Origin of the sequence: Citrobacter sp. MGH104, from assembly GCF_001034485.1 — a bacterium.
Classification (GTDB): domain Bacteria; phylum Pseudomonadota; class Gammaproteobacteria; order Enterobacterales; family Enterobacteriaceae; genus Citrobacter; species Citrobacter freundii.
Window position 1 is genome coordinate 889,329 of record NZ_KQ089819.1, and the last position, 12,324, is coordinate 901,652.

At 53.4% G+C, this 12,324-nt stretch carries 15 protein-coding genes; 7 read left to right on the plus strand and 8 right to left on the minus strand.

Features of this window, described 5'->3' with window-relative positions:
- Positions 1-8: 8 nt before the first annotated feature.
- From fdoH to fdhE, 3 genes are read left to right on the plus strand one after another with little or no spacing between them, the layout of a single operon-like run.
- Positions 9-911: a formate dehydrogenase O subunit beta gene (fdoH, locus tag SK34_RS22475; protein WP_003028691.1), complete on the plus strand. Its 903-nt coding sequence runs from the start codon at positions 9-11 to the stop codon at positions 909-911.
- Positions 908-1,543, plus strand: coding sequence for a formate dehydrogenase cytochrome b556 subunit (gene fdoI, locus SK34_RS22480; RefSeq protein WP_003028686.1), 636 nt, complete (start codon positions 908-910; stop codon positions 1,541-1,543). The genes fdoH and fdoI overlap by 4 nt, the downstream gene beginning before the upstream one ends.
- Entirely contained in the window at positions 1,540-2,469 is a 930-nt protein-coding gene (gene fdhE, locus SK34_RS22485; protein ID WP_003028685.1) for a formate dehydrogenase accessory protein FdhE, read from the plus strand. The genes fdoI and fdhE overlap by 4 nt, the downstream gene beginning before the upstream one ends.
- A gap of 36 nt (positions 2,470-2,505) precedes the next feature.
- Here the strand turns inward: fdhE and SK34_RS22490 are convergent, their stop codons facing one another.
- Both SK34_RS22490 and SK34_RS22495 read right to left on the minus strand, forming a co-directional pair.
- Entirely contained in the window at positions 2,506-2,880 is a 375-nt protein-coding gene (locus tag SK34_RS22490) for a type II toxin-antitoxin system VapC family toxin (protein ID WP_003028682.1), read from the minus strand.
- Positions 2,880-3,122, minus strand: a complete 243-nt coding sequence (locus tag SK34_RS22495; protein WP_043018956.1) for a ribbon-helix-helix domain-containing protein — start codon at positions 3,120-3,122, stop codon at positions 2,880-2,882. The genes SK34_RS22490 and SK34_RS22495 overlap by 1 nt, the downstream gene beginning before the upstream one ends.
- Positions 3,123-3,327: 205 nt before the next feature.
- Here SK34_RS22495 and SK34_RS22500 point away from each other — a divergent pair, with 205 nt between their 5' ends.
- A complete protein-coding gene (locus SK34_RS22500; protein ID WP_048234226.1) occupies positions 3,328-4,236 on the plus strand; it encodes an alpha/beta hydrolase in 909 nt (302 codons plus the stop codon).
- 150 nt (positions 4,237-4,386) lie between these two features.
- Here the strand turns inward: SK34_RS22500 and fabY are convergent, their stop codons facing one another.
- The 6 genes from fabY to SK34_RS22530 all read right to left on the minus strand — a co-directional run bounded on the left by fabY (position 4,387) and on the right by SK34_RS22530 (position 9,111).
- Complete coding sequence (gene fabY / locus SK34_RS22505) at positions 4,387-5,328, minus strand: fatty acid biosynthesis protein FabY (RefSeq protein WP_003825286.1); 942 nt, start codon at positions 5,326-5,328, stop codon at positions 4,387-4,389.
- Between the two features lie 44 nt (positions 5,329-5,372).
- Positions 5,373-5,810 carry a D-aminoacyl-tRNA deacylase gene (dtd, locus tag SK34_RS22510; protein ID WP_003028671.1) on the minus strand — a complete coding sequence of 146 codons (438 nt, stop codon included), beginning with the start codon at positions 5,808-5,810 and terminating at the stop codon, positions 5,373-5,375.
- The gene (locus SK34_RS22515) at positions 5,807-6,679 is read right to left on the minus strand and encodes a virulence factor BrkB family protein (protein ID WP_003028669.1); all 873 of its coding nucleotides are present in this window, start codon (positions 6,677-6,679) and stop codon (positions 5,807-5,809) included. Before SK34_RS22515 ends, dtd begins: the two co-directional genes overlap by 4 nt.
- Positions 6,673-7,272, minus strand: a complete 600-nt coding sequence (gene yihX, locus SK34_RS22520; protein ID WP_016151258.1) for a glucose-1-phosphatase — start codon at positions 7,270-7,272, stop codon at positions 6,673-6,675. Before yihX ends, SK34_RS22515 begins: the two co-directional genes overlap by 7 nt.
- A 105-nt stretch (positions 7,273-7,377) precedes the next feature.
- The gene (locus tag SK34_RS22525) at positions 7,378-8,181 is read right to left on the minus strand and encodes a DeoR/GlpR family DNA-binding transcription regulator (protein WP_048234228.1); all 804 of its coding nucleotides are present in this window, start codon (positions 8,179-8,181) and stop codon (positions 7,378-7,380) included.
- Positions 8,182-8,214: 33 nt separating this feature from the next.
- The gene (locus SK34_RS22530; protein WP_048234230.1) at positions 8,215-9,111 is read right to left on the minus strand and encodes a sugar kinase; all 897 of its coding nucleotides are present in this window, start codon (positions 9,109-9,111) and stop codon (positions 8,215-8,217) included.
- Between the two features lie 166 nt (positions 9,112-9,277).
- Between SK34_RS22530 and yihU the strand changes: the two genes are divergently transcribed.
- Genes yihU through yihS form a run of 3 tightly spaced genes read left to right on the plus strand, consistent with a single transcriptional unit; the run spans position 9,278 to position 12,316 of the window.
- Positions 9,278-10,174, plus strand: coding sequence for a sulfolactaldehyde 3-reductase (gene yihU / locus SK34_RS22535; RefSeq protein ID WP_048234232.1), 897 nt, complete (start codon positions 9,278-9,280; stop codon positions 10,172-10,174).
- Between the two features lie 10 nt (positions 10,175-10,184).
- Positions 10,185-11,060: a sulfofructosephosphate aldolase gene (yihT, locus tag SK34_RS22540; protein WP_003028656.1), complete on the plus strand. Its 876-nt coding sequence runs from the start codon at positions 10,185-10,187 to the stop codon at positions 11,058-11,060.
- Between the two features lie 14 nt (positions 11,061-11,074).
- Complete coding sequence (gene yihS / locus SK34_RS22545; protein ID WP_003028654.1) at positions 11,075-12,316, plus strand: sulfoquinovose isomerase; 1,242 nt, start codon at positions 11,075-11,077, stop codon at positions 12,314-12,316.
- Positions 12,317-12,324 lie beyond the last annotated feature (8 nt).

A 12,324-nucleotide genomic window follows, 5' to 3' on the forward strand; every position in this document is an offset into this window, starting at 1 on the left:
GACGACCTATGGCTTATCAATCGCAAGACATCATTCGTCGTTCCGCCACTAACGGTTTCACCCCCGCGCCTCAGGCGCGGGACCATCAGGAAGAGGTGGCGAAGCTTATCGACGTCACCACCTGTATCGGCTGTAAAGCGTGTCAGGTGGCGTGTTCTGAATGGAACGACATCCGTGATGAAGTGGGCAACAACGTTGGGGTGTACGACAACCCAGCTGATTTGACTGCTAAATCCTGGACGGTAATGCGCTTCTCGGAAGTGGAACAGAACGACAAACTGGAGTGGCTTATCCGCAAGGATGGCTGTATGCACTGTGCCGATCCGGGCTGCCTGAAGGCGTGTCCGGCTGAAGGTGCAATCATTCAGTATGCCAACGGTATCGTCGACTTCCAGTCCGAGCAGTGTATCGGCTGTGGCTACTGTATCGCAGGCTGTCCGTTCGACGTGCCGCGCCTCAACCCGGAAGACAACCGCGTCTACAAATGTACGCTGTGCGTTGACCGTGTCGTAGTCGGTCAAGAACCGGCCTGCGTGAAAACCTGCCCAACCGGCGCGATTCATTTCGGTACTAAAGAGTCGATGAAAACGCTGGCAGGCGAGCGTGTGGCGGAGCTGAAAACGCGTGGTTACGAAAACGCGGGTCTGTACGATCCGGCAGGCGTTGGCGGTACGCACGTCATGTACGTATTGCACCATGCTGACAAGCCGAATCTGTATCACGGCCTGCCGGAGAACCCGGAAATCAGCGCCACCGTGAAATTCTGGAAAGGCATCTGGAAACCTCTCGCAGCCGTCGGCTTTGCAGCGACATTTGCGGCCAGTATCTTCCACTACGTCGGTGTAGGCCCGAACCGCGCGGAAGAGGAAGAAGACAACCTGCATGAAGAAAAAGACGAGGTGCGCAAATGAAACGACGTGACACCATCGTGCGCTACACGGCGCCGGAACGCATCAACCACTGGATCACTGCCTTCTGCTTCATTCTGGCGGCAGTGAGCGGGATGGGCTTTCTCTTCCCGTCTTTTAACTGGCTGATGCACATCATGGGCACTCCGCAACTGGCGCGAATTGTGCACCCGTTTGTCGGCGTGATCATGTTTGCCTCGTTTATCATCATGTTTTTCCGTTACTGGCACCACAATCTAATCAATCGGGATGATATCTTTTGGGCGAAGAATATTCGTAAGATTGTCGTCAACGAGGAAGTAGGTGACACGGGACGTTATAACTTCGGCCAGAAATGCGTATTCTGGGCGGCGATTATCTTCCTGGTCCTGTTGCTGGTGAGCGGAGTGGTCATCTGGCGTCCGTATTTTGCACCTGCTTTCTCAATCCCGGTGATCCGATTCGCGTTAATGCTGCATTCATTTGCCGCAGTAGCGCTAATTGTGGTTATCATGGTGCACATTTACGCCGCCCTTTGGGTGAAAGGCACCATTACCGCGATGGTGGAAGGATGGGTTACCAGCTCATGGGCGAAGAAACATCACCCGCGCTGGTACCGTGAAGTCCGCCAGAAACAGGAAAAGTCATCTGAATGAGTATTCGCATAATCCCGCAAGATGAGCTGGAGAAGAGCGAGAAACGCACGGCGGATATGATTCCGCCGTTATTATTCCCCAGACTCAAAAATTTGTATAACCGCCGTGCTGAGCGCCTGCGCGAGTTGGCCGAGAACAACCCGCTGGGCGACTACCTGCGCTTTGCCGCGCTGATCGCCCACGCGCAGGAAGTGGTGCTGTACGACCATCCGCTGCAGATGGATCTGACCGCGCGCATCAAAGAAGCGAACGATCAGGGCAAACCGCCGCTGGATATCCACGTCCTGCCACGCGACAAGCACTGGCAAAAGCTGCTGCAGTCGTTGATTGCTGAGCTGAAGCCAGAGATGAGCGGTCCCGCGTTAGCGGTGATCGAGAATCTGGAAAAAGCCTCAGAGCAAGAACTGGAGCTAATGGCCAGCGCGCTGTTTGCCTCTGATTTTGCCTCCGTCAGCAGCGACAAAGCACCGTTCATTTGGGCTGCCCTGTCGCTCTACTGGGCGCAGATGGCAAGCCTGATCCCCGGCAAAGCCCGTGCGGAATACGGTGAACAGCGTCAGTACTGCCCGGTGTGTGGTTCAATGCCGGTCTCCAGCATGGTGCAAATCGGTACCACCCAGGGTCTGCGTTATCTGCACTGTAACCTGTGCGAAACCGAGTGGCACGTGGTGCGCGTGAAGTGCAGCAACTGCGAGCAGAGCCGTGATTTGAACTACTGGTCACTGGATAACGAACAGGCGGCAATCAAAGCTGAAAGCTGCGGCGACTGCGGGACATACCTGAAGATTCTCTATCAGGAAAAAGACCCGAAAGTCGAAGCCGTGGCCGACGATCTCGCCTCACTGATGCTGGACGCGCACATGGAGCAAGAGGGCTTTGCCCGCAGCTCCATCAACCCGTTCCTGTTCCCGGGTGAAGGGGAGTAAGTTCTTCGCACTACCGGGCGGCGTAAGTCGCCCGGGTTATAATGTATACGGTGTGACCACACCGGATAGGCCTGCAAAATCCTTAGTATTTCGCGTAACCAGCGTAAGACGATGAATCTGTGCTGTTGCCAAAATAATGGCATCCGGCAATTTCATCCCATATTCCTGTCTGATACTCACGCTTCGTTCAGCAATATCCTGTGAAACGCCGATCACGTTAAAAGCACCTAGCGCAACACGAGTACGGGCTTCCTGATGGTATTTTTTTGCACCCACCATCACCTCCATCCATGTAATGAGGCTGATTGCATTCTGCGGCGGCCATGTTTCTATCGCTAGTTTTGCTTCATTTCTCCCACTAAACAGATCGATGAGGATGTTGGTATCAAAAAGCGCGGATCCTTTGACCATTACCATTCCTCACGGAGTTTACGCTGGTATTCAACACCATCTTCCTCACAGCCTTGCCACAGCCCAAGAGCACGTGAAATTGTGGTTTCAGCCTGATCCTGTCTCTCAAGATACTGTTCAACGGCCTCCCGTAAAAGTTCTGCTCGCGGCAGGTTGCGCTGCACCTTGAGATCATCAAGACGTTTAATCACTTCATCTGATAAATCGAGTAAAATTCTGCCCATATCCATCCCAGCCATCATACTCATATATACCTCCAGTATATCATCAGCGATTAATTTCCACACAACATACACCTGAAAAAAGCGAGAAAATAGCCTCCACGCGAACGATTTTTACTTTTGCGAGCCGCTTTCCAGATTCATTCCCACCCCTATTTTTCCCATTTTCATTCTTAGTAATCCAGGTTATAAACCTGTATATCCATACAGATAAGAGTATTTAAAAATGGCACTGGAAAGCGGGATTGCGCAGTTAGTTGAGGCATTTATCGCGGCGGGACGCCCTTCTTCCCGTGAGCAAAATATTGATGACCGGAGAGCGGCCTATATTGCCAGTACGGCGCTGGCCGGAGAAACTGAAACCCGCGTACAGGCTGAAGATATTGAACTCGATGCCATGGCATTTCGCGTTATTTCGCCGCGGGGCAGCACGGGAAATCTCCCCTGCGTTATCTATTATCACGGCGGCTGCTTTGTCAGCGGTGGATTTGCCACACATGATAACCAGCTAAGGCAACTCGCCAGGTACAGCGGCTGTCGGGTCATTGCGGTGCAGTATCGCCTCGCACCAGAGCATACCTTCCCGGCAGCACATAACGATGCTGAAACCGGGGCCAATATCATCTGGAAGTATGCCCAGAAACTGGGAGTAGACCGGGACAACATTACGCTTGCTGGCGACAGCGCAGGTGGACACCTGGCGCTGGTCACCGCACTACGCCTGAAAGCGGCCAGGCAATGGCAACCTGCACAGCTTATGCTGATCTACCCGATGCTGGACGCAACCGCCAGCTTTGCGAGCTATGACCATAATGGACGGGATTACATTATCACTCGCGATACACTGCTTTCGGGCTACGAAATGTATATGCCGAAAACCGATCCATTACATCCCGAAGTCAGCCCACTCTGGCGCAAAGACTTCAACGGTTTACCGCCCACGCACATCATTACTGCCGAATTCGACCCACTGCGAGATGAGGGTGAAGCCCTGTATCAACGGTTCCTGGAGCAAGGCGTGGAGTGCTCTTGCCAACGCTATCTCGGCGTCATCCACGGTTTTTTCCAGTTGGCAGGGGTGAGCCCGGCGGCACGAAATGTGATGCGAGATGTGGCCTGGCGGCTTGGCCAATAAGGATGTTCATGAGTTCTGAAATTAAGGAAGATACCCGTCAATACAATCATCGACAGCATGCGATTTTTATCAAAATGCGGATTATGGCATTTTCATAATCCGCATTTTACATCAGCAAATGAACCCAACATTACATTTTAGCCAGAGGACCTACTCTTCCTCGTTACCGCCTTCTTCATATGCGCCAAACGGTTTCGCAGGTAGCACAATGTAAGTACCTTCAAACACGACGCCCGGTGTGTCATCGCCAAACACCCCGACCTGCATCTGAACGCGCGCCTTGCGACCTCTTGCCAGGCGGTCGAGGTCACCGCTCAACGACCCCAGATCGGCAATAGCAGTTGGTTTCCCGGTGATCGGCCTGCTGTATCGGATATGCGCGTCGGCCAGGATTATTGTCCCACCCAGATGACGCTCGCGCAGCATCAGCCAGATAAGTCCCCAGCCCGTTAGCGTAGCCAGTGAAAACAGGCTACCGGCAAACAGGGTATGGTGCGGATTCTGATTGCCTGTCTCGGGCATCGTGGTGATAAATTTCTGCCCAGTGTACTGCTGAATGCGTACGCCCATTTTCTCACTCAATGGAATATGTTCGTACCAGGCTTGTTGTAGCTGTCCGCACCAGTCCCCGCGATGGAGAATATCGTCCAGCGTCGCAATGGGCTTAATCATCAAAAAGTGGCGCACCGGCGTGGTTTGCGGCGTGGTGATTTCTCCCTGGCTCACAAAACCGAGCTTGGCGAAAAATTCGACCGCATCTTCACGGGCACTACAGGTTACGCGTTTGACCCCTTCCTGACGCGCCACAGACTCCAGAGTCATCGCCATCAGCGTGCCCAACCCTTTCTCTTGCACGGAGGGGTCTACGGCCATAAAGCGTATGGAAGCTTCGTTATCCGCATTGATATACAGACGCCCTACCGCAACCAGATTCCCCTCTTCGTCCACCACCATCTGGTGATGCGCCATCGCGTCCCAGGCATCCCGTTCGGAGCCTTTTGGCTGGTGCAATGGTTTACGCAGCATCTCCCAGCGAAACTGGTAGTAGCGCTCCAATTCTTCTTCTGTTTGCGGTACTCGAAGGTGATACATAGTCGTATTCTCTCTTGTTGTCCGCGGCCATACCGGTAGCTGGTTCATACTTGTAACCAGAACGTCACCGGGCCATCATTAACCAGTGAAACCTGCATATCCGCAGCGAATCGACCAGTTTGCGTATTCATTTCCTGTTGGCGGCAACGCTCAACAAAGTACTCATACAGCGCTTCTGCACGCTCGGGCGCTGCGCCTTTCGAAAACCCCGGGCGCATGCCACGCTCGGTATCTGCCGCCAGCGTAAACTGTGAAACCACCAGCACGCTGCCGCCTGACTGCTGCACGTTGAGGTTCATTTTACCTTCGGCATCGCTAAAGATTCGATAACCGAGTACACGCTCGCACAGGCGATTCGCTTTCTGTTCGTCATCATCCCTTTCGACACCTAACAGGACCAAAAGTCCTGGGCCAATTTCACCCGTCACCTCGCCCTCCACGGTGACGCTGGCACGGGTTACGCGCTGAATTAATGCAATCATGGTTGCTCTGCTTCTTCTTCTTTTGCGGCTTGTTTAAGTTTGCGGTATTCCCCGAGAGTGACAGTTATTTCCGCGCCTAGCAAGACGATACACCAGGTCCAGTATACCCAGACAAATAAAATGGGGATCACCGCCAGAACACCGTAAATGAGCTGATAAGACGGGAACATCGTGATATAGAGCGCAAATCCTTTCTTTCCGGCTTCGAACAACACAGCAGCCACAAAGGCACCAATAACCGCATCACGGTTGGGTACACGCGTAGTCGGTACGATGCTGTAAAGCAGCCAGAACGAGAGCCAGGAAAGTACCAGCGGGAAAATACGCAGGACGTTATCAATCACCGTGTTGAGATCGCTGGCCCAGCGCAATGACAACAGATAAGAGCTGATCGCCAGACTGGCCCCCGCCAACAGCGGCCCCAGCGTTAAAATCATCCAGTAGACGGCGAAAGAGTAAACTTTAGGGCGAGTACGCTTACTGCGCCAGATAGTATTCAACGCATTATCAATGGCATACATCAACAATAACGCTGTGACAATCAGCCCGCATGCCCCGACTGCCGTCATTTTGTTCGAGTTGGCGACAAACTGTTCGATATAACGTTGAATGACGTCTCCCGTCGCCGGGATAAAGTTTGCGAAAATAAAATGACGTAACTGGACACTGACGTCGGAAAACATCGGAAATGCGGCGAAAAGCGCAAATACGACGGCAATAAGCGGCACTAATGAGAGCAATGAAACGTAGGCAAGATTCCCTGCCAGCGTCGTCATGTTGTCCTCATCAATCCGCTGCCATAATAGCTTCAGCCAGTCTCGTACGGGACGCGTATGATGCCTGGCTTGCTGCTGAACATTTTTTAGCATAACAACGTCGCGAAATAGTCAGGAATGGTCTTTTTATCGACGACCTGGATACTGGTGATCCCTAACCGGTTAGCCCCTTCAATATTATCGGCGTTATCGTCAAAAAAGACCGCATCGTGCGCAGAAAAACCTTCAGACTGCAGGACGTGCTGGTAAATCCGCGCTTCCGGTTTACGCATACCCAGGTCCTGGGAAAGGTAAATATGGTCAGCAGCCTGACGGATCTCGGGATATTCATCCGGCCAAAACGTGGTGTGCAGGCGGTTAGTATTCGACAAGACGACCACCCGATGCCCCTGCTCACGCAGCTTTTGCATGATGTCGATGACCTCAGGGCGCAAGGCGACAAAAACGGCCTGCCAGCCGTGAGAGAACTGCTCGTAACTTAGCGGCAGCGCCATCTCATGACATAGCGCCTCGGCAAAGGCTTCATCCGTTATTTCGCCTCGCTCGTGCTGGTGAAAAGCCTCCCCCATGGTGAAACTTTGCTTTAGCGAAGCCAGCGGTACACGACTTAGATCGCTCCATGTGCCCAACACGCGGTTGAAGTCGATATCGACAATCACATTACCCAAATCAAAGATATAGAGCATGCCCTTCTCCTTATTCGCCGTGGATGAATAACTGTAGCGGGAAAGGAGAAGTTTGACTATGCGAGAGTGATGGCTGCGAAGTTATCGGGCCATCATTGGGAAGAATTACACGGCCAGAGCATCATCCTGTGAAGGACTCACCTGCACAATTTCAACCTGCTGTGACTGGAGTAAATTGTGCAATGCCGGACCTGGGTATTCATCAGTAAACAGCGCAGTCACCTGAGACACGTTACCAATTTCTACCGCGGCAGAAGCCGTATATTTCGTATGATCCGCTGCCAGCAGAATGTGTCTTGAATGGGACATCATCGTTTTCACTACGCTGGCTTCATTGACATCAAACTCCAGCAGCGCGCCATCATGTTCGATCGCGCCAACGCTGGTAACCAGGTAGTCGGCCCGAAAATCAGCCACAAATGCTGAAGCAGAAGGGCCAATGATGCCGCTGTTGTGCGGGCGTAACGTTCCACCTGGTACCATAACTTCAAAACGTGGGTTGTTATACAGAATGTGCGCCACGCGTAGGCTGTTGGTAATAATGCGCAAATGATTATGGTTTAACAGCGCGCGGGCCACCTGCTCAACGGTGGTGCCAATGGTAATAAACACCGTTGATCCATCGGGAATGTAGTCAGCCACCGCTTCCGCGATGGCCTTCTTCTCTTCCGTCCAGGAAACTTCACGCTGCTCAAACGCCGTATTCACCACGCTGGAGGCTCTGCCCGCGCCACCATGATGACGCGTAATTAATCCCTGCTCGCTGAGTTTACGAATATCACGACGCACAGTTTGCGTGGACACGTCCAGCAGGCTCGCCAGCTCGTCGATATTCATATAACCGCGCTCGCTAATCAGCATAAGCAGTTGATCGTGTCGCGGATTACCGGTCAGTTCGGTAAGACTCATGAAATTTCCTCGAAAAACCATTGCCCTGGCATTTTATACAAAAAGTGACAGAAAAGATCGGGTTTGATCACAGTCAGGGATTCCGGACCTTCCTCCCGGGCGAGTGCATTTTAACGCAGCAACCCCACTGGCAAACCTGACGGCCTCTTCTGGAGCATCGCCGTCAGCCAGGCTGAATGCGAGCGCACCGTGGAAAACATCCCCAGCTCCCGTAGTATCCACAACATCGACTTTAAATCCAGATTGATGCTGCAACGTATTATTTTTTATCCAGTCACAGCCTTCGCTCCCTCGTGTCACATAGACATGACCATTTGTGAGCGTTTTTGCTTGTTTAAGTCCAGCTTCAGAATCATTTATCCCGGTTAAACGCGCCAGACCCGGTTCAGAGAACGCCGCATGATCGCTCAACGCCACCAGCTCACTGATATCTTGTGGCGTGACGTCACCATCCAGTACCGTCATCACTCCCGCCCGACGCGCCAGCGTGAACGCCTGCCTGGCGCCTTCGTGCCAGCGAACATCCGCCAACACCACATCCCACTGGGAAAAATCGATCTCATTCAGCCAGGCAGCATCCGGCAGTAAATCCGGGCTGGGATAGTTAACGATAATCCGTTCTCCTTGCGCATCAACCATAATTGCCGATTGCGAAGACTTTGCCCCCGCATAGCGCCGGGTGTAACGGGTGTTTACCCCCAGGGATTCCAGCTCCGCCAGCAGGCTATTTCCGGTGTCGTCATCGCCCACACGGCCAACAAAGTCCACCTGCGCGCCCAGCTTCGCTGCAGCCACTGCGGCCGTTGCAGCAGGCCCGCCGCCCACTTCCGTATAACGCTTCGCCACATACTTACCTCCTTCGGTCGGTAAACCTTCCACGTAATAGATGCGATCCATCACGGCAATACCTACACAAGCAATACGAATCATGGTCATTCCTTAGGCGTTTCAAGATGGGATCATTTTAATTTCACAAAATGTTTAAAAAGTGACGGCTGTCAATTTTTTGACCATAAATTACAAATACGATCAAAAACAGACAAAAACAAACGACCTTAAATGACAAAAAATGACATCCACGTCTCAGGAGAACGTTATGGCAGTTATAGCATTTATCGGATTAGGTCAGATGGGTTCACCCATGGCGAGCAACTTGCTGAAGCAGGGTCATCAACTCAGCGTCTTTGACGTTAACCCGGATGCCGTTCAGCGCCTGGTGGAAAAAGGAGCTCAACCTGCCAGTAGCCCGGCTCAGGCAGTAAAAGGGGCAGAATTTGTCATCACAATGCTGCCAAACGGCGATCTGGTGCGCAGCGTACTGTTCGGCGAGCAGGGTATCTGTGAAAGCCTTTCCCCACAGGCATTAGTGATTGATATGTCGACTATTCACCCACTGCAAACCGACAAACTGATCGCCGGTATGCGTGACAAAGGCTTCGACATGATGGATTGCCCGGTTGGACGTACCTCCGATCACGCTATCGCAGGAACGCTGTTGCTGCTGGCAGGTGGAACGGCACAGCAGGTAGAACGCGCCACACCGGTTCTGATGGCGATGGGTAATGAATTGATCAACGCAGGCGGCCCCGGTATGGGCATTCGCGTCAAGCTCATCAACAACTACATGAGCATCGCGTTAAACGCCTTGTCTGCTGAAGCCGCCGTGTTGTGCGAAGCGCTCGGCCTCTCCTTCGATGTGGCCTTGCAAGTCATGAGCGGCACTCCCGCCGGGAAAGGCCACTTCACTACCTCCTGGCCGAACAAAGTGCTGAAAGGCGATCTTTCCCCGGCCTTCATGATCGATTTAGCTCACAAGGATCTTGGCATCGCGCTGGACGTTGCCAACCAACTACATGTGCCGATGCCGCTCGGTGCCGCCTCCCGCGAAGTCTATAACCAGGCACGTGCCGCTGGCCGTGGCCGGGAAGACTGGACGGCCATTCTTGAACAGGTTCGCGCATCCGCCGGGCTAAATAAACACACAGATAAGTAAGGACTGAACAATGACGAAGTACACCCTGAAAGATATCACCCGAGCTTCCGGCGGTTTTGCCATGCTGGCGGTCGATCAGCGCGAAGCCATGCGCTTAATGTTTGCCGCTGCGGGTGCAAAATCCCCGGTCAATGACAGCGTGCTGACCGATTTCAAAGTCAATGCGGCAAAGATCCTGTCCCCCTATGCCTCCGCCATTCTGGTCGATCAGCAGTTCTGCTACCGCCAGGTTGTAGAGCAAAACGCGGTAGCCAAAAGCTGCGCCATGATTGTGGCCGCTGATGAGTTTATTCCGGGTAACGGAATTCCGGTCGATAGCGTAGTGATTGATAAAAAAATCAACCCGCAGGCTGTGAAGCAAGATGGCGCCAAGGCTCTCAAATTGCTGGTGCTGTGGCGTAGCGATGAAGATGCCCAACAGCGTCTGGACATGGTGAAAGAATTCAATGAGCTATGCCATTCCAATGGGCTGCTGAGCATCATCGAGCCGGTTGTTCGCCCACCGCGTCGTGGCGATAAGTTCTGCCGTGAACAGGCCATCATCGATGCCGCGAAAGAGCTGGGCGACAGCGGTGCCGATCTCTACAAGGTCGAAATGCCGCTGTACGGCAAAGGAACCCAACAGGAATTGCTTAGCGCCTCTCAGCGCCTGAATGAAAACATCAACATGCCGTGGGTCATTCTCTCCTCTGGTGTGGATGAAAAACTGTTCCCACGCGCGGTCAGCGTAGCAATGACCGCAGGCGCATCCGGCTTCCTGGCCGGGCGTGCGGTCTGGTCATCCGTCGTGGGTCTGCCGGATACCGAACTGATGCTGCGTGATGTTTCCGCACCGAAGTTGCAGCGTCTGGGCGATATCGTCGACGAAATGATGGCCCGCCGCTAATAGAGGATCAAAGCATGAAATGGTTTAACACCTTAAGCCACAACCGCTGGCTGGAACAAGAAACCGATCGCATCTTTAACTTTGGTAAGAACGCGGCGGTGCCCACCGGGTTTGGTTGGTTAGGAAACAGTGGTCAGGTCAGAGCGGATATGGGAACGCATCTGTGGATCACCGCCCGCATGCTGCACGTCTATTCCGTTGCCGCCTCCATGGGTCGCCCAGGTGCATATCAACTCGTAGACCACGGCATTAAGGCGCTGAACGGCGCGCTACGCGACACACGCTACGGCGGTTGGTACGCCTGCGTCAATGACGAAGGCGTGATGGATGCCTCCAAGCAGGGTTATCAGCATTTCTTCGTTTTACTTGGCGCGGCAAGCGCGGTCACTACCGGTCATCCACAGGCCAGAAAATTGCTGGATGACGCCATCGAGGTGATTGAGAAGTACTTCTGGAGCGAAGACGAACAAATGTGCCTGGAGTCCTGGGACGAAGCCTTCAGCCAGACAGAAGATTATCGCGGCGGCAACGCTAACATGCACGCGGTCGAGGCTTTCCTGATCGTGTATGACGTTACTCATGACCGTAAATGGCTCGATCGCGCACTGCGTATCGCTTCGGTGATTATTCACGACGTGGCCCGTAGCGGGGAGTACCGCGTCAATGAACACTTCGATTCACAGTGGAACCCAATCCGCGATTACAACAAGGACAACCCAGCTCACCGTTTCCGCGCCTACGGTGGCACGCCGGGTCACTGGATCGAGTGGGGCCGCCTGATGCTGCATCTGCATGCTGCGCTGGAAGCTCGCTTTGAAACGCCTCCTGCCTGGCTGCTGGAAGATGCAAAAGGACTTTTCCACGCCACTATCCGCGACGCCTGGGCACCGGACGGCGCAGACGGTTTTGTCTATTCGGTGGATTGGGACGGCAAACCGATCGTTCGCGAAAGAGTGCGCTGGCCGATAGTCGAAGCGATGGGTACCGCCTACGCCCTGTACACCCTCACAGGCGACAGCCAGTACGAAGCCTGGTACCAGAAATGGTGGGATTACTGCATCACCTACCTGATGGATTACGAGACCGGTTCATGGTGGCAGGAGCTAGACACCGATAACAAGGTGACCACCAAAGTCTGGGACGGCAAGCAGGATATTTATCACCTGCTGCACTGCCTGGTGATCCCACGTCTGCCGCTGGCTCCTGGCCTTGCTCCGGCTGTTGCCGCCGGTCTGCTGGATATCAACGCTAAATAAGTAACAAG